At 69.1% G+C, this 18,032-nt stretch carries 13 protein-coding genes; 9 read left to right on the top strand and 4 right to left on the bottom strand.

The features are described 5' to 3' along the window. Positions 1-116 precede the first annotated feature (116 nt). The 4 genes from MKL20_RS12140 (at position 117) to MKL20_RS12125 (ending at position 5,198) form a co-directional block, all read left to right on the top strand. Positions 117-491 carry a DUF485 domain-containing protein gene (locus tag MKL20_RS12140; RefSeq protein ID WP_244036866.1) on the top strand — a complete coding sequence of 125 codons (375 nt, stop codon included), beginning with the start codon at positions 117-119 and terminating at the stop codon, positions 489-491. Beyond that, positions 488-2,170 carry a cation acetate symporter gene (locus MKL20_RS12135; protein WP_244036865.1) on the top strand — a complete coding sequence of 561 codons (1,683 nt, stop codon included), beginning with the start codon at positions 488-490 and terminating at the stop codon, positions 2,168-2,170. The genes MKL20_RS12140 and MKL20_RS12135 overlap by 4 nt, the downstream gene beginning before the upstream one ends. Positions 2,171-2,856: 686 nt before the next feature. Beyond that, positions 2,857-4,539 (top strand): MFS transporter, encoded by a 1,683-nt coding sequence (locus tag MKL20_RS12130; protein ID WP_409568144.1) that lies wholly within the window; start codon positions 2,857-2,859, stop codon positions 4,537-4,539. A gap of 518 nt (positions 4,540-5,057) precedes the next feature. Next, on the top strand, positions 5,058-5,198 hold the full coding sequence (locus tag MKL20_RS12125) for a hypothetical protein (protein WP_244036864.1): 141 nt from the start codon (positions 5,058-5,060) through the stop codon (positions 5,196-5,198). Here MKL20_RS12125 and MKL20_RS12120 read toward each other — a convergent pair. From MKL20_RS12120 to MKL20_RS12105, 4 genes are all read right to left on the bottom strand, one after another. Then, positions 5,190-5,444: a hypothetical protein gene (locus MKL20_RS12120; protein ID WP_244036863.1), complete on the bottom strand. Its 255-nt coding sequence runs from the start codon at positions 5,442-5,444 to the stop codon at positions 5,190-5,192. The two genes, MKL20_RS12125 and MKL20_RS12120, sit on opposite strands and share 9 nt — an antisense overlap. Before the next feature lie 420 nt (positions 5,445-5,864). Then, entirely contained in the window at positions 5,865-7,463 is a 1,599-nt protein-coding gene (gene purH / locus MKL20_RS12115) for a bifunctional phosphoribosylaminoimidazolecarboxamide formyltransferase/IMP cyclohydrolase (protein WP_244036862.1), read from the bottom strand. Between the two features lie 68 nt (positions 7,464-7,531). Next, entirely contained in the window at positions 7,532-9,268 is a 1,737-nt protein-coding gene (locus MKL20_RS12110) for a heparinase II/III family protein (RefSeq protein WP_244036861.1), read from the bottom strand. Between the two features lie 231 nt (positions 9,269-9,499). After that, the gene (locus tag MKL20_RS12105; protein ID WP_244036860.1) at positions 9,500-10,438 is read right to left on the bottom strand and encodes a metal ABC transporter substrate-binding protein; all 939 of its coding nucleotides are present in this window, start codon (positions 10,436-10,438) and stop codon (positions 9,500-9,502) included. A gap of 148 nt (positions 10,439-10,586) precedes the next feature. Here MKL20_RS12105 and MKL20_RS12100 point away from each other — a divergent pair, with 148 nt between their 5' ends. The 5 genes from MKL20_RS12100 (at position 10,587) to oxlT (ending at position 17,954) form a co-directional block, all read left to right on the top strand. Beyond that, positions 10,587-11,108: a Spy/CpxP family protein refolding chaperone gene (locus MKL20_RS12100; protein WP_244036859.1), complete on the top strand. Its 522-nt coding sequence runs from the start codon at positions 10,587-10,589 to the stop codon at positions 11,106-11,108. A gap of 119 nt (positions 11,109-11,227) precedes the next feature. After that, the gene (locus MKL20_RS12095) at positions 11,228-13,081 is read left to right on the top strand and encodes an ABC transporter ATP-binding protein (protein WP_244036858.1); all 1,854 of its coding nucleotides are present in this window, start codon (positions 11,228-11,230) and stop codon (positions 13,079-13,081) included. Positions 13,082-13,345: 264 nt separating this feature from the next. Further along, positions 13,346-14,434, top strand: coding sequence for a branched-chain amino acid aminotransferase (locus MKL20_RS12090; RefSeq protein ID WP_313902718.1), 1,089 nt, complete (start codon positions 13,346-13,348; stop codon positions 14,432-14,434). Positions 14,435-14,723: 289 nt separating this feature from the next. After that, a complete protein-coding gene (locus MKL20_RS12085) occupies positions 14,724-16,517 on the top strand; it encodes a zeta toxin family protein (RefSeq protein WP_244036857.1) in 1,794 nt (597 codons plus the stop codon). 150 nt (positions 16,518-16,667) lie between these two features. Further along, positions 16,668-17,954, top strand: a complete 1,287-nt coding sequence (oxlT, locus tag MKL20_RS12080) for an oxalate/formate MFS antiporter (RefSeq protein ID WP_244036856.1) — start codon at positions 16,668-16,670, stop codon at positions 17,952-17,954. Positions 17,955-18,032 lie beyond the last annotated feature (78 nt).

The raw sequence follows: 18,032 nt of genomic DNA, 5'->3' as shown, positions 1-18,032 counted from the left end.
GCCGCGCAGAAACGACGAGGCGGGTGCCGGTCCGGCGCCCGCCCCCAACAAGAACCACGAAACTTGGTCTCAAGAAAAACCGGAAGGCCGGAGCGCCTTCGCGGGAGGAACACGCCATGAGCGGCTCGACACTCGGCCTTCGCGGGGGCACGGCGCCCCCACCATCCCGCAACGCCGCCGCGGCGGTCGATCCGCAGATCGATCGGATCGTTCGGACGCCGGAATTCCAGCAGCTCGTCGCCGAGCGCACCCGGTTCGGCTTGATCCTGACGATCCTGATGCTGGTGGTCTATTTCGGCTTCATCGGCCTGATCGCCTTCGACAAGTCGCTGCTCGCCGTGAAGGTCGGGGGCGGCACCGCCTCGCTCGGCCTGTTCATGGGCGTGTTCGTGATCCTGTTCGCCTTCGCGCTCACCGGGGTCTACGTGGCCCGGGCCAACACCCGCTTCGACGCCCTGAGCGACGCCCTGAAGCGGAGCGTCGGCCGATGAACCGGATTCTTCTCGGCCTGACGCTGGCCACGATCACGGCCTGCGCGGCCTACGCGGCCGGCCCCGATCTCGGTGCCGTCACGCAGTCGGCCACGAACTGGCCGGCCATCGGCATGTTCCTGTTCTTCGTCGTGCTGACGCTCGGCATCACCTACAAGGCCGCCAAGGGCACCAAGTCGGCCGCCGACTTCTACGCCGCGGGCGGCGGCATCTCGGCCGGCACCAACGCCCTGGCGATCGCCGGCGACTACATGTCGGCGGCCTCGTTCCTCGGCATCTCGGGCCTGGTCTACACCTCGGGCTTCGACGGGCTGATCTACTCCACAGGCTTCCTGGTCGGCTGGCCGATCGTGCTGTTCCTGATCGCCGAGCGCCTGCGCAACCTCGGCAAGTTCACCTTCGCGGACGTGGCGAGCTTCCGCCTCGACCAGACCTCGATCCGTATCATCTCGGCGGTGGGCACCCTGGTGGTGGTGGCGTTCTACCTGATCGCCCAGATGGTCGGCGCCGGTAAGCTGATCCAGCTCCTGTTCGGCCTGCCCTACCTCTACGCGGTGATCATCGTCGGCGTGCTGATGATCGTCTACGTCGCCTTCGGCGGCATGAAGGCGACCACCTGGGTCCAGGTGATCAAGGCCTGCCTGCTCCTGGGCGGCGCGACCTTCATGGCCGGCGCGGTGCTGTTCAAGTACGGCTTCAACCCGGAGACCCTGTTCGCGGCCTCGGTGCAGGTCCACCCGAAGGGCGACGCCATCATGGCGCCCGGCGGCTTGGTCTCGAACCCGGTCGAGGCGATCTCGCTCGGCGTCGGCCTGATGTTCGGCACCGCCGGCCTGCCGCACATCCTGATGCGATTCTTCACGGTCTCGGACGCCCAGGCGGCGCGCAAGTCGGTGTTCTACGCCACCGGCCTGATCGGCTACTTCTACATCCTGACGTTCATCATCGGCTTCGGCGGCATCGCCCTGCTGATGTCGGATCCGAGCTACTTCAAGCTCGGCGCGGCCGGCACCTTCGACAAGCTGAAGGACATGATCGGCGGGACCAACATGGTGGCGGTCAACCTCGCCAACGCGGTCGGCGGCCCGTACTTCCTCGGGTTCATCTCGGCGGTGGCCTTCGCGACCATCCTGGCGGTGGTGGCGGGCCTGACGCTCGCGGGCGCCTCCGCGGTCAGCCACGACCTCTACGCCCAGGTGATCGCCCGCGGGCGCACCACCGAGAAGCACGAAGTCAACCTGTCGAAGCTCTCGGCGGTGGTGATCGGGATCGTGGCGATCTATCTCGGCTACGTGTTCGAGAACCAGAACGTCGCGTTCATGGTCGGGCTGGCCTTCGCGGTGGCGGCGAGCTGCAACTTCCCGGTGCTGGCCATGTCGATCCTCTGGCGCGGCACGACCACCTGGGGGGCGCTCGCGGGCGGCCTCGTCGGGCTGATCTCGGCGGTCGGGATGGTGGTGCTGTCGAAGGCCGTCTGGGTGGTGACGTTCGGCAATGCCGCGGCGATCTTCCCCTACGACAACCCGGCCCTGTTCTCGATGCCGCTGGCATTCGTGACGATCTGGGCCGTGTCGAGCCTCGACAACTCGCGCCGGGCGCAACGCGAGCGCGCCGCCTTCGAGGCGCAGTTCGTGCGCTCCGAAACCGGCATCGGCGCGTCGGGGGCGCACGCCCACTGACCCTAAGAGGCATCACGAGAACCGGGGGCGCGGCGCAAGCTGCGCCCTTCGTCGTTTCAGGGACGTCTAAGCGGGGCGGCAGTATTTCTTCCCGGCGGGCGACGGGTTCGCAGTAGCCCGGTCGTGGCCAAGACCGCTCCGTCGGCGCATGCGAAGTTCACAGATCGGCCTGTGGCGGCGGCGACGCGCCCCTCTCCCGTGCGGGCTACCACGTCCACACGACTCACTTTGGTACCATGCCGGTACCGGCAGATCCTGGTCCGGAAGGGCAGATGTGCGCTCCCTCCACCCTCTGCGGGCTATCGGATTCCCACATCCACGGATGTGGCGCGGGTCCCCTCTCCCGTGCGGGAGAGGGACAGGGTGAGGGATGCGCGCTTTCCGGAAAGACCTGGTCCCTCACCCAAACCCTCTCCCGCACGGGAGAGGGGGCGCGTGGCGGCTTTCGCAAGCCGATGTGTGACCATCGTAGCCCGCGGAGGGGGGGAGAACCGCCTTATTCCAGGCACCGGACATCCTCCGCACGCCGCCATGTTGATGACCCGCACCAACCCCAGATTACGGATTGACCGAGCGGTTCCTTACAGTCACGCATATGTGATCTGCGCGCCATGCAAGGCGAGCAGTCCGAATATCGACGGCCGACGCCATCGGCCGCGCACGCGTTGTCTTGGAGGGACCGGGTCATGGCTGTGGCAACTGCGATCCCGCGGGCGGGGGACGCCGCGCGGCCGATGAGTTCGGCGGAGAAGCGGGTGATCTTCGCCTCGTCACTCGGCACCGTGTTCGAGTGGTACGATTTCTACCTCTACGGCTCGCTGGCGGCGATCATCGGCGCCCAGTTCTTCTCCGCCTATCCGCCGGCGACCCGGGACATCTTCGCGCTGCTGGCTTTCGCGGCGGGCTTCATCGTCCGGCCGTTCGGCGCCCTGGTGTTCGGCCGCATTGGCGATCTCGTCGGGCGCAAATACACCTTCCTGATCACGATCCTGATCATGGGCCTGTCGACCTTCATCGTCGGCGTGCTGCCCAACGCCGCCACCATCGGGATCGCGGCGCCGATCATCCTGATCGTTCTGCGGCTGGCCCAGGGGCTGGCGCTCGGCGGCGAGTATGGCGGCGCGGCGACCTACGTGGCCGAGCACGCGCCCAACGGCCGGCGCGGCTTCTACACCAGCTGGATCCAGACCACGGCGACCCTCGGCCTGTTCCTGTCGCTGCTGGTCATCCTGGCGACCCGGACCTTCACCGGCGAGGCCGCCTTCGCCGAATGGGGTTGGCGGATCCCGTTCCTGGTCTCGGTGCTGCTGCTCGGCATCTCCGTGTGGATCCGCCTCCAGCTCTCCGAATCCCCGGCCTTCCAGAAGATGAAGGACGAGGGCAAGACCTCGAAGGCGCCCCTCACCGAGGCATTCGGCGAGTGGAAGAACGCCAAGTTCGCGGTGATCGCCCTGTTCGGCCTTGTCGCCGGCCAGGGGGTGGTCTGGTACACGGGTCAGTTCTACGCGCTGTTCTTCCTGCAATCGATCCTGAAGGTCGACGGCTACACCGCCAACCTGCTGATCGCGTGGTCGCTGCTCCTCGGCACCGGCCTGTTCGTGCTGTTCGGCTGGCTGTCGGACAAGATCGGCCGCAAGGTCATCATCCTGGCGGGCTGCGCCATCGCGGCGGCGACGTTCTTCCCGATCTTCAAGGGCATCACCGCCACCGCCAACCCGAAGCTCCAGGCCGCGATCGAGAATGTGAAGGTCACCGTCACGGCCGACCCGGCCGCCTGCGGGACCCTGTTCAACCCGGTCGGCACGCGGGTGTTCTCGGCGCCCTGCGACCTCGCCCGCGACTTCCTGTCGAAATCATCCGTGAAGTACGACACCGCGCCGGGCGCCGCCGGCCAGCCCACGGTGATCCGGGTGAACGACACCGAGATCGCCTATCCGCAGGGCGGCGCGCCCGAGGCCAACAAGGCCGTGACCGCGGCGCTCCAGGCGGCGGGCTACCCGAAGGCCGGGGACGCAGAGATCGTCAAGATGGCGAACCCGTTCGACATCTTCCGGCCGCAGGTCGCCCAGGTGATCGGCCTGCTGTTCGTCCTCATCATCTTCGTGACGATGGTCTACGGCCCGATCGCGGCGATGCTGGTGGAGCTGTTCCCGACCCGGATCCGCTACACCTCGATGTCCCTGCCCTACCATATCGGCAACGGCTGGTTCGGCGGGCTGCTCCCGGCCACCGCCTTCGCGATGGTGGCCCAGACCGGGGACATCTATTACGGCCTCTGGTACCCGATCGTCATCGCGGTTGCGACGGTGGTCATCGGGGTGATCTTCGTGCCCGAGACCAAAGATCGGGACATCTTCGCCGACACCTGAACGCCGTCACACCGGTCGCAGGACGACACCCGGGCCGCCTCCGCGCGGTCCGGGTGTTTCCGTTTGCGGGGTGGCGCGCGGAGCTGGACGGACACAGCCGATCCGGATTCGGTGCGGGGTAACCATCACCGCGTGCGCAGCGATGGCGGCTAGCGCCGAATCGGTGCCCGGGATCGGGTGCCGGCGGACGTCACGCGGGGCATGCGTGCCCCGGGGTGCGCTTCATCACGCATGGCCCCCCGCCAATGCAAATACGGCTGTTTTGACAGCTCCGAGGCGATCCTGCGTCAGTGTGAAGCGATGGTCGGCCAAAGATTGACATTCCCCCGCAAATCCGGCTCGCGGAGGCTATTATTATTTTCTGTCTAATGGTACGGGCAGCGCCAAAGCCCGGCGATACAGACATACAGGTTGTAGTCTGACAACCACTTGTTGCCGATTAAAAATCAGTCTTGGCGGAACCGATGGCCGGCCTCAACCGTCTTGGAAACGATTTACAGTCAGACAGGAAATCAAACGTGACCGACGCCTTGACGCAGCTTCATCGCAAGAGCGGCAGCAAGCCGCCTCTATCTCTGGTTGTCGGCGCCCATATCACGACGATTGCCGTCTGGATCGCGGTCTACACCGTCGCCGGCGGCCCGATCTGGCTATGGTAACGGCGACTGCCGCTTGCGTTTATCGTCGTAACACCCGCTGCAATACGCGCCGAGCAGGTATCCGGACTGGTGCGCGGTGAGGTAGCCCAGCACGATCAAGGCATGGAGCATGTCGAGCCCAGGGCCGAACGCGAAGAGAAGCACGGCGCCGATCAAAATCAGAACCGATGTCGCGATCATGACCAGCATGGTGTACGACCAGCCGATCAGAAACCCGATCCCGAACAGCACTGCAGCGAGTAACATCGCGTCACCTGGCTCAAGGTTGTTCAGCGCAGGATGCTGAGACAACATCCCCGAAAAGGGGTTCCGAAGCCCTATGTCACGGGCACCGCACACTCGATCCACGAACAGATCGCGCGATCCGACGACAAAGTTCCGTCGCGCCGCATATTTTTCATGCCGCGCAGGCGCTGAAATATCAAGCCCCGCACATATCCGGATCAAATCGCTTCAAATACGACGCGTTTGCCGATCTGGTATTTGATTTTGCAAAATCGCTGTTGGGAAACTGCTCAATCGGCAGTCGTTGCATCGCCAATAGATCCATCGTCGAACTCCGGCGCGGGGGTCCGGGTGTCCGCACGGCGGCGCGCGATCGAACGTTTTTCCGCAGAGCGTTAACGCCGTGCCGAGCCCCGGCCGAACGGCCGGGGTGGTCCGGCGTCAGTGCCGGAAGTGGCGGTGCCCGGTAAATACCATGGCCAGCCCCGCCTCGTCGGCGGCCGCGATCACCTCGGCGTCGCGCATCGAGCCGCCCGGCTGGATCACAGCGGTCGCCCCGGCTTCGGCCGCCGCCAACAGGCCGTCCGCGAAGGGGAAGAACGCGTCCGACGCAACCACCGACCCGACCGCCAGGCTCTCGGCGAGGCCCAAGCGCTTGGCGCCCTCGGCGGCCTTCCAGGCGGCGATGCGGGAGGAATCGACCCGCGACATCTGCCCGGCCCCGATCCCCACGGTGGCGCCACCCTTGGCGTACACGATGGCGTTCGACTTCACGTGCTTGGCGACTCGGTAGGCGAACAGCAGGTCGGCCGATTCAGCCGCGCTCGGCGCGCGCTTGGTCACGACCTTGAGCGGCATGTCGTCGACCACCACCGCGTCCCGACCCTGGACCAGCAGGCCGCCGGACAGGGTGCGGACGGTCTCGCCGGGTGCCCGCGGGTCGGGCAGGCTGCCGGCCAGCAGGAGGCGCAGGTTCTTCTTGGCGGCCACGATCGCGGCCGCCTCCGGCGTGGCGTCCGGTGCGATGATCACCTCGGTGAAGATCTCGACGATCCGGCGCGCCGCCTCGGCGTCCAGCGTCCGGTTCAGCGCGACGATGCCGCCGAAGGCCGAGGTCGGGTCGCAGGCGAGCGCCCGCTCATAGGCCTCGAGCAGGCTCGCGCCCTCGGACACGCCGCAGGGATTGGCGTGCTTGATGATCGCCACCGCGGCGGCGCGGCTCGGATCGAACTCGGCGACGCATTCATAGGCGGCGTCCGTGTCGTTGAAGTTGTTGTAGGACAGCTCCTTGCCCTGGAGCTGGCGCGCCGTCGCCACCCCGGCCCGGACCTTGCCGGGCGCCCGATAGAAAGCGGCCGCCTGGTGCGGGTTCTCGCCGTAGCGCAGGCTCTGCGCCAGCGTGCCGCCGAAGGCGCGGAACCGGCCCGGCGCCTCGGTGCCGAACTGGACCGCCATCCAGTTGGCGATGGCCGAATCGTAGGCCGCGGTGCGGGCGAACGCCTTCTGGGCCAGTTGGCGGCGCAGGTCACCGCCGAGGGTGCCGTCGTTCTGCTCCAGGGCCGCGAGCACCGCGGGGTAATCCGAGACGTCGGTGACCACGGCGACGTCGGCGTGGTTCTTGGCCGCTGCGCGAATCATCGCCGGGCCGCCGACATCGATGTTCTCGATGCAGTCCGCCTCCGGCTTGTCGGCCGCGATGGTCGCCTCGAACGGGTAGAGGTTGACCACCAGCAGGTCGATCGCCCCGATGCCGTGGGCGGCGAGCGCGGCCTGGTGCTCGGGATTGTCGCGGATCGCGAGCAGGCCGCCGTGGACCGCCGGGTGCAGGGTCTTCACCCGCCCGTCCATCATCTCGGGGAAGCCGGTCAGGTCAGCGACCTCGGTGACCGGAAGGCCGGCTTCCTGGAGCGCGCGATGGGTGCCGCCGGTCGAGACCAGGGCGATGCCGCGGGCGTCGAGCGCCCGGGCGAATTCGACGAGGCCGGTCTTGTCCGAGACCGAGAGGAGCGCGCGGGAGACCCGCACCTGATCGTGCGCCATAGCTGCTTGCCGAACCTTGAGATTTCGGCGCGCGGTAGCATGGAACCGGGGCGCGGGGCCAGCCGGGATCAGGGAGCCGTCACACCCCGCATCGGCGCCGAGGCCAGGCGCTCGAAGCTCCAGCGCACCTCGACATCGTCGGAGACGCGCAGATGCAGCACGATCTGGTCGGTGCGGCGCGGCCCGGTCAGGCCCGAGAAATACACGCTCTCTTCCAGCGCGATCTCGGCCCCCGACGCCCGGAACACCCAGACCTCGCCGAGCGCCGAGGCGAGTTCGAGCCCCTCGGGCACGCCGCGCACGGCGATGCCGGGATGCAGGTGGAAGCGGATCGCCACGTCGTGGCCGCGCACCCGGCCCTTGCCCTGACGCAGGAAGGCGTCCCGGCCCTCCAACCGCGCATCGGCTGGAAAGAGCTGCCAGCGCCGCTCATGCACGATGCCGAAATCCTGTGCGTAGCCGTCGTGCCGGGCGGCGAGCACGGTGCTGTCGGCCTCCTCCACACGTTCGGCCGCCACCGCGGTCGGGCCGTGCAGGACCACGGCGCCGCGGCGGCGGATCAGCCACGCGGCCACGATGCGCTCGCCCCACCAGCCGGTGGCGGTGAGGAAGCGGCAGGAGGAGGCGTGGGCGACGCTCGCCGTGGAATGGGCCGGGGTGGACCGGGCCAGCAGCCGCAGGTCCGGCCCGCTGGCCGGCAGGCCGCAATTGACTACGATCCGCTGCGGACCGCTCGACATCTCGAAGGCGAGGCAGCCCGCCCCGGCATTGAGCGCGTAGGGCAGCGGCGGGCTCTTGCCGACATCGGCGACCACGACGACCCGGCCGCCCTCCAGGCGCTCGTAACCGGAATTCGGCGCGTGCATCATCGGGCGGGCGAGCGCCCCGTCATAGACCAGGAGCGTCGCGAGATGGTCCGCATCGGTGGCGCCCATGCCGTTGAAATGGCTGAGCGAGGCGTCCGGGTGGCGCAGGAGCCGCAGCAGCGGCAGCATCCGGTCCACCGCCCGCAGCAGGGCGGCGGGGGGCTCGACGCTGCGGCTGAGATAGCTCTGGCGCAGGGGCAACAGGTCGAGCAGCAGCTCCATGGCGAAGCGCGGGTCGCGGGAGCGATGGCCGCCATCGGTCAGGATCTGGCGGTCGAGCTCGCGCGACAGGATCCGGGTCGCCCGGCGCAGGATCGGCTGAATGCCGTCGCAGCACAGGCCGGCATAGCAGAGCGCCACGGCGGCGTTCAGGCGCCATTGCGGTGCCACGCCCCGCCGCAGGTCGCGCTCCAGCTGCTGGGCGTTGCGGGCGATGGCCTTCAAAAAGTTCTGGTAGAAGCCGTGGTCGGCGCCCTCGAGCACGAGAGGCGACTGGCACAGGAACGAGATCAGCCGCCGGGCCGCCACAGGGGTGTGGCGGGCCAAAGCCGGATCGCCCCGGCCGGCGATGAAATCGGCCACGAAGGCGCGGGCGTTGGCCCGAGCCAAGGCCGTGTCGGCCGCCCGCAGGTGGCGCAGCCAGCCGAAGCCGTAGAGCTCGTCGGCCCATTCCGGCGAAGGCGGGGCGTAGTCGAAGGGCGAGCCGCCGCTCGCCGCCAGCGACCGCCCGGCGAACACGAACAGGCCGGCATAGATGTCGTCCGCGAACGTCGCGTCGGAGGTGCGCAGGTCATGCGGGGCGATCACCAGCCCGGTGACCCGCATCCGCGCCAGGATGTCGGGCGAGGCAGTGAGGCTGGCGCCGACCGCACGCAGGGTCCGCGCGGTCTCGCGCGCCACGAGCCGGTAGAAGCGCCAGCGGTCAGGCCCCCAAGCCACGCGATCTCCCAGCCACGCGATCTCCGAGCCACGCGCTCCCGCCAGGCCCCAAGGACCCGAGCCCTCGGGTACGAGGATCGGCTGGCACCCGTTTCGTTTCAGGTTAGAGGCGGCCTCTTAACCGGCGGTTTACGCTATGTCATTCCCGCGGCGGGAAAGAATGCGGGATCGCGCACGCTCCAGTTGAACCGGCGTGAGGATTTCGGCCGTGGAAACCGGGTTTTTCGCGCCTCAGCCCGGGGCCAAAGCCGCGTCGAACGCTCGCACGTTCGAGCGCATCATGTCGAGATAGGTCGCGGCCGGCCCGTCCGGTCCCGACAGGGCGTCGGAATAGACCTTGCCGCCGATCCGGGCGCCGCCCTCGCGGGCGATCTGCTCCATCTGGCGGGGGTCGCTGATGTTCTCCAGGAACACCGCCGGCACCTTCTCCCGGCGGATCTGCCGGATGATCTCCGCGACATCGCGCGGGCTGGCCTCGCTGTCGGTGGACACGCCCTGGGGGGCGATGAAGCGCAAGCCGTAGGCGTCGGCGAAGTAGCCGAACGCGTCGTGGGTGGTGATGATCCGCCGGTTCGCCGGCGGGATTTTTTCCACCGCCTGGCGCACGGCCTGATCGAGCTCGTCGAGTTGCGCCGTGTAGGCCTCGGCCGCGGCCCGGTAGGCTTCCGCATGGACCGGGTCCACCTTCGCCAGGCCGTCGCGGATGTTGGCCACATAGATCCGCACATTGGCAACGCTCTGCCAGGCATGCGGGTCGAGCGCGTGATCGTCGTGGTCGTGGCCGCCCTCGGCATGGGCATGCTCGTGCATGGCGGCGATCGTCTTCACCCCCGCGGAGGCGACGACGACCGGCGCGCGGGTGCCGGACGCCCGGATCAGCCGGTCGAGCCAGCCCTCAAGCCCGAGGCCGTTGACGAACACGATGTCGGCCCTCGCCAGCGTCTTGGCGTCGGCCGGGGATGGGCTGAAGCCGTGCGCGTCGGAATCCGGGCCGACCAGATTCGTCACCGCCACGTGCGGGCCGCCGACGGCACGCACGAGATCGCCCAGGATCGAGAAGCTCGCCACCGCACGTACTTTTTCGCCGTCCGGGACCGCCCGGGCCGGGAGAGAGACGCCGAGCCACAGGGCGAGGCCCGCGAGCCACGCCAACCGAACCGTCCCGCGCACCTGTTGTCCTCCCAATCCACCGGAGCCACGGAGCCTGTAGTGTAACAATGTTACATACACAAGCGGGATACACGGCCGGCTCCTGATACGGATCGTGGGCCGCCGCCGGGTCATCGCCGCGTCGGCCGAGCGTGAGATGGAGCATGCCATGTCCGGACGTTTGAGAGCCGCCCTTCTCGTCACCGGTGCCCTCGGCCTGGGACTCGTCGGCGCGGCGGCCGCGCGTGACCGCGGTCCCGACGGCTTCCGGGGTCCCGGGCGTTGGAGCGCCCTGACTCCGGAGGATCGGGCCGCCTTCGCGGATGCCCGCATCGCCGGCCTGCATGCCGGCCTGAAGCTCAATGCCGATCAGGAGAAGCTGTGGCCGCCGGTGGAGGCCGCGCTGCGCGACATGGTCAAGCTGCGCCAGCAGCGTCGCGAGGCGATGCGCGATCGCCCGAAGATGTCCGACGACGCGCCCGCTGCCCTGCGGGCCATGGCGGATGCGACGACCGCCCGGGGCGAGGCCCTGCGCAAGCTCGCCGACGCCTCGCAGCCGCTCTACGCCAGCCTGGACGAGGGCCAGAAGCGGCGCGCGATGATCCTGGCCCGCCCGATGGGCGGCCATCGCCACGGCGGCTGGCATCACCACCGCGACGACGCGCGCGGCCCGGACGGCGATCATCGCTGAGCGCGCAGCTGAACCGGAAAAACCAAAAACCTTGATCCGCGGCGGCGGCGGCTGCAAACCGCTGCCGCCGTGCGTTCTGCCCCAGGGAGCCCGGTGACAGGACCCAACCGGTAAGCTCCATGGCGCGCCTCCCCGGCGACACCTTCCCCCTCCTCGTCCGCCTTTGGCGCACCTGGCTCTACCCCCATCGCGGGACGCTCGCCGTGGTGCTGGTGCTGATCGCGCTGGTGGGCGGCTCGACCGGGCTGTACCCGGCGCTGATCAAGGCCGCCTTCGACGCTTTCGACCGCAAGGATGCGACGGCGATCGCCTACGGGCCGCTGGTGGTGATCGTGGTCACGGCCCTGCGCGGCTTCTCGCTCTTCGGCCAGACGGTGCTGACCAACCGGGTCGTCACCCGGGTGGAGGCCGACATGCAGGCGGCGCTCTACGGCCACCTGATCGAATCCGACCTGGCACAACTCGGCCGCGAGAGCCCGGCGGCGCTGACCCAGCGCTTCACCACCGATTTCGCCTTCATCAAGGAGGCGCTGACCCGCATCTCCACGGTGCTGCTGCGCGACATCGCCATGCTGATCGGCTTGGTCGCGGCGCTGATCTGGATGGACCCGGTGCTGACGCTCGTCGCCGGCCTGACGGTGCCGTTCGTGGCGGGTCCGATCGGGCGGATCGGCAAAAAGCTCCGGCGGGTCTCGACCACCACGCAGGAGCAGATGGGCGCCACCGCCAGCCTGATCTCCGAGAGCCTCCAGGGCGCCCGGGTCGCCAAGACCTACGCCATGGAGGGCTATCTCAAGGGCCGGGCAGCCCAGGCACTGGACGAGGTGCGCCGCCTTAAGATGAAGGCCGCCAACGCCCGCGGGCGCCTCGACCCGCTGCTGGAGGTGGGCGGCGGCATCGCGGTGGCGGGCGTGCTGGTGCTGGTGGGGCAGCGGGTGCTGGCCGGCGAGCGGACGGTGGGCGATTTCACAGGCTACGTCGCGGCGCTGCTGCTCGCCGCGCAGCCGGCCCGGGCTTTGGGCAACCTCAACGCCATCCTGCAGGAGGCGGCGGCGGCGCTCCGGCGCTACTTCGACGTGATGGACGAGGCGCCCCAGATCCGCGAGGCGCCCGATGCGGCGCCGCTCGTTGTCACCGCCGGGGCGATTCGGTTCGAGGGCGTGCAGTTCCGCTACCGCCCGGACGCGCCGGCCCTCGAGGGGATCGACCTCACCGTGCCCGCCGGTGCGGCGACCGCACTGGTCGGGCGCTCGGGATCGGGAAAGTCCTCGCTGCTCAACCTCGTGCCGCGGCTCTACGACGTCACCGCGGGCCGGGTGACCATCGACGGCCAGGACGTGCGCGCCGTGACGCTCGCCTCCCTGCGGGCCGCCGTCGCGGTGGTCTCGCAGGAGGTGGTGCTGTTCGACGACACGGTCGCGGCCAATATCGGCTTCGGCCGCCCCGGGGCGAGCCCGGCCGAGATCGAGGCGGCGGCACGCGCCGCGGCGGCCCACGCCTTCGTCACCGCCCTGCCAGAAGGCTACGATTTCCGGGTCGGACCGGCCGGTAACCGCCTCTCCGGTGGCGAGCGGCAGCGGGTCGCCCTGGCCCGGGCCTTCCTCAAGGACGCGCCGATCCTGCTCCTCGACGAGGCGACCTCGGCCCTCGACTCCGAATCCGAGCGCCTGGTCCAGGAGGCGCTGACCCGGCTGATGCGCGGCCGCACCACGCTGGTGATCGCCCACCGCCTCTCGACGGTGCGGGAGGCCGACCGGATCGCCGTGATGGAGGCCGGCCGGGTGATCGAGACCGGTCGGCACGACGATCTGATCGCGTCGGGCGGCGCTTACGCGCGCCTGCACCGGCTGCAGTTGTCGGAGCCCACGCCGACCATGCAACCGGACTCTTTCAGTGCCGGACGAGGCACGGGTCCCCTCTCCCGTGCGGGAGAGGGACAGGGTGAGGGGGGCGACCTCTCCGGAGAAACCTGATCCCTCACCCCAACCCTCTCCCGAACGGGAGAGGGGGCGCGTCGCGGCTTTCGCAAGCCGATATGTGAACATTGTAGCCCGCACGGGAGAGGAGGCGCGTCGCGGACGTCACAGGTCGACGCGTGAACCCCGTTGCCGGCAGTGTCGGGCGACTGCCACGCAAGCCGCCGGCAAGGCATGAGCGACACCATAGGCATGCACGCGCTCCGTAGATTCGTCCGCAGGAGCGCGGCATAAGGACTTGAGTCTATGAGGACCCCACCCGTGAGCGACCTGACGTTCGAGACCCAAGCCCATCCCGCCCGCCGGACCGATGCCGAGCGGGCCGCCCTGATGACGAATCCGGGTTTCGGCAAGGTGTTCACCGACCACATGGTGGTGGCGCGCTATGCGGCCGGGCGCGGCTGGCACGACGCGCGCATCGAGGCGCGCGAGGCGATCCCGCTCGATCCCGCCGCCGCGGTGCTGCACTACGCGCAGGAGATCTTCGAGGGGCTCAAGGCCTATCGCACCGCGGATGGCGGCGCCGCCCTGTTCCGGCCCGACGCCAATGCCCGCCGCTTCCGGCTCTCAGCCGAGCGCATGGCGATGGCACCGTTCCCGGAGGACGCCTTCGTCGAGGCCATGCACAAGCTGGTCGAGATCGACCGCGACTGGATCCCCGACACCGCTGACGGCAGCCTGTACCTGCGCCCGTTCATGATCGCCAACGAGGCGTTCCTGGGGGTCAAGCCGGCCTCGGAATACCTGTTCGTCACCATCGCCTCGGCGGTAGGGTCCTACTTCAAGGATCCGAACGGCACGGTCACGGTCTGGCTCTCCGAGCACTTCACCCGAGCGGCGCCGGGCGGCACCGGCGCGGCCAAGTGCGGCGGCAACTACGCGGCGAGCCTCGCCGCGCAGGCCGAGGCCACGCGCCAGGGCTGCGAGCAGGTGGTGTTCCTCGACGCGGCCGAGCGCCGCTACATCGAGGAGCTCGGCGGCATGAACGTGTTCTTCGTCTTCGAGGACGGCTCGCTGCTGACGCCGCCGCTCTCGGACAGCATCCTGCCCGGCATCACCCGCGATTCGGTGATCACCCTGGCCCGCGAGGCCGGCCTTACCGTTAAGGAAGAGCCCTACACGATCGACGCCTGGCGCGCCGACGTCCGGGCCGGCCGGCTCACCGAGGCCTTCGCCTGCGGCACCGCCGCGGTGATCACGCCGATCGGCACCGTGAAGGGCCGCGAGGACAACTTCACCATCGGCGACGCGGTGGCCGGCCCGGTGGCCCGCCGGCTGCGCAGCCTGCTGGTCGATATCCAGCGCGGCACGACCCAGGACTCGCACGGCTGGTTCCAGAAGGTCTTTTAGGGTTTTTTTCGCCGCGGGAGTGCGGTCGGTTTGCCTAATTCGCATTCAGGACTTGCGGCGCGTCCTCCCTCCCCGCTCTGTGGGCTTCGAGCGACATAGATTTGGGGCGCGATCGTCCTTGCAGGCCGCGACGCGCCCCCCTCTCCCGTGCGGGAGGGGGCTGGGGTGAGGGACCCGGTCTTTCCGGAGAGGTCGCATCCCTCACCCTGTCCCTCTCCCGCACGGGAGAGGGAACCCGCGCCTCCCACGGGCAGGGTGGTGGCCCACGGCGGCGAAGGGCTACGCGCGGATGACGGAAGCGGCAGCCAGCACCCCGGAAACAGCCGCCGGCCCCTGGAATCCCGGCGTCCAGTCCGACCTGCCGGCCGCCTTCACGCCGCTGATCACCGTCTACCGGCCCGAGCACGTCGAGACGCCCCTGCGCGACGCCCTCGAGATGAGCGACCTGTGCGGGCTGCCGGCCCGTCAGCTCACCCGGATCCGGCCCGGGCGTCTCGTCGTCCACGAGGTGCTGATCCGGGTCATGTCCGACCTGTCGGTTCCGGTCGGCGCGGTCTACGCCGATCTGGGCGTCAATTTCCGCTCGATCGTCTCCGCCATCCTGCGCGAGGGCATCGAGCCCCGGCTCGGCGAAGTCGAAGCTGCCCTGGCAGCGCTCCGCGCTGAGGCCGACGCGGTGCTCCGGCGCGAGATCACCGCGATCTTCGACGACCCGCCCTCCCCGCCGCCACCGGAACCCGGCTGGCTCGACCGGCTGCTCGGGCGCCGGCCGCCATCGCGCAGCCCGCCGCCCCGCCAGGACCCTGCGAGCCGGGCGCTCGGCCATCTCGACGCCTGGCACCACCGGGCGGTGCAGGCCGGGGACGGGCTGGAGATCGCCGCCTGCGAGGCCCTGCGCAGCGTCGTCTCCGGGATCCTGGCCCGGCAGAACACCCTGATCCGCGATCCGGCGCTGCTGCGCGGGATCGCCGGGACCCTGGTCTCGAACGGCTACGGCAGCCGGCGCATCGGCGAGCTGATCGAGCCCTGGATCGCCGCCGTGGTCGAGGCCCGGGGCTACCGACGGCTCGCTCCGCAGGCCCATCCGGTGGTGATGAACGTCAAGGGCGCCTCCGCCTCCGGCAAGAGCACGATCCGCCCCTACCAGCTCGGGCTGGCGCGGCGCCTCGGCATGGCCTGGTCCGACTTCGCGGTCATCACCCCGGACGTCTGGCGCAAGTTTTTGCTCGACTACGACAGCCTCGGCCCGGCGACCCGGTATGCCGGCACGCTCACGGGCTACGAGGTCGAGATGATCGACATGAAGCTCGACCGCTACGTCACCCGCAAGGCGGCCGAGCGGCGGATCTCGAACCTGCTGATCGATCGGTTCCGGTTCGACAGCTTCCAGGCCGAGGCCGGCTCGGATGGCGGCGGCCAATTGCTCACCCGGTTCGGCGAGCGGGTCTACATGCAGTTCATGGTCACGCCGCCGGCCGACACGGTGGAGCGCGCCTACAAGCGCGGCGAGCAGTTCGGCCGGTTCAAGGCGGTGGAGGATCTGCTGGCCCACAACGTCGAGGCCTATACCGGCATGCCGCGCCTGTTCTTCAACTGGGCGCTGGCCCGGGACAAGCAGGTCGTCTGCGAATTCCTCGACAACAGCGTGCCGCAGGGCGAGCGACCCCGCACCATCGCGTTTGGGGCCGGCGGCGTCCTGAACATCTTGGACGTGAAGGGGCTGATCGACATCGACCGCTTCCGCAAGGTCGACATCTTCGCCCGCGGGCCGGACGAAGTCTTTCGCGGGGTCGACCTCGCGGCCGGCGCCAATACGAGCTTTCTCCGCGAATGCCTTCGCAGGATGGACGCGGTCCGGTTCGCCCGAGCTGAAACCGGCCGCGTCTTCGTCCGCCTCGATCGCGGACGCGTCACCGGCCTTGACCGTACGGTCCTGTCAGCGGCCGCCGATGATCCGGACTGGGAAGCCGCCCGGGCGGTGATTGGCATCCCCTCCGACGACGCGGGGATACCGAACCTCGATGAGACGCTTATCCCGGCGGACGAGCCGACCCTCGGCGCGTGGGGACCTCGCGAATCCTGATCGGCAAGCAGAACAATATTGCCGAAAGTGACAGCGAACCGAAGCTCTATCGCTCTGGTATATTGCATACCTAAACCGGATATGCATGATTGAGCCGGCACACCAGACGCGCCAACGCAAGGACGCGCCGCCCACGGGAGAGGCTCAGGGATGGAACGCCAGGATTCGCCGTCGGCGAAATGGTGGCAGCTCGCCTTCGGGGTGATCTGCATGGCCATGATCGCCAACCTGCAATACGGCTGGACGCTGTTCGTCGATCCGATCGACCAGCGCTACCACTGGGGGCGGGCGGCGATCCAGCTCGCCTTCACGTTGTTCGTCGCCACCGAGACCTGGCTGGTTCCCGTCGAGGCCTGGTTCGTCGACCGCTACGGCCCGAGCCTGGTGGTCGCCTTCGGCGGCGTGATGATCGCCCTGGCCTGGACCATCGACGCCTACGCCGACAGCCTCGCCCTGCTCTATCTCGGCGCGGTGGTCGGCGGCATCGGGGCCGGCTCGGTCTACGGCACCTGCGTCGGCAATGCCTTGAAGTGGTTTCCGCATCGCCGCGGACTCGCCGCCGGCGCCACCGCCGCCGGGTTCGGCGCGGGCGCGGCGATCACGGTCGTACCGATCGCCCGGATGATCGCCACCAGCGGCTACCAGGACGCGTTCCTGTATTTCGGCATCGGCCAGGGCGCGGTCGTCCTCGCCCTGGCCTTCCTGCTGCGCAAGCCCACCTCCGCCGCCCCGATGCAGCGCAAGAGCCTGCGCCTGCCCCAGACCAAGGTCGACCGCAGCCCTCGCGAGGCCGTGCGCACGCCGGTCTTCTGGGTGATGTACGCGATGTTCGTCATGGTCGCCTCGGGCGGCCTGATGGCGGCGGCGCAGATCGCCCCGATCGCCCAGGATTTCCACGTCGCCGGCGTGCCGGTGAGCCTGTTCGGCCTCCAGATGGCGGCGCTGACCCTGGCGATTTCGCTCGACCGGATCTTCGACGGGTTCGGGCGGCCGTTCTTCGGCTACATCTCCGACCATATCGGCCGCGAGAACACGATGTTCATCGCCTTCTCGACGGCGGCGCTCGCGGTGATCGTGCTCCTCACCTACGGCCACCACCCGATGGTGTTCGTGTTCGCCACCGCGGTGTATTTCGGGGTGTTCGGCGAGATCTACTCGCTGTTCCCGGCGACCTGCGGGGACACGTTCGGGTCGAAATACGCCGCCAGCAATGCCGGCCTGCTCTACACCGCCAAGGGCACCGCCGCCTTCCTGGTACCATTCGCCAGCCTGCTCTCGGCGGCCTATGGCTGGTCGGCGGTGTTCGCGCTGATCATCGGGCTCAACGTCGCCGCCGCCGCGCTCGCGATCTTCCTGCTACGGCCGCTGCGCGCCCGCTACCTCGCCGAGGGCGAGCATCCCGCGGCGCTCGCCGCCCAGCCGATCCGGGCGGCCTGAACGGTCTCCGATCTCACGAATTCCAAGAAACGACGAGCAAACTCCACGGATCTCCCACCCTCCCCCTCATCCTGAGGT

It is taken from the genome of Methylobacterium sp. E-066 (assembly GCF_022829635.1).
Classification (GTDB): Bacteria; Pseudomonadota; Alphaproteobacteria; order Rhizobiales; family Beijerinckiaceae; genus Methylobacterium.
The sequence above is the reverse complement of the archived record's forward strand: the minus strand, read 5'-3'. Positions and strand labels throughout refer to the sequence as shown.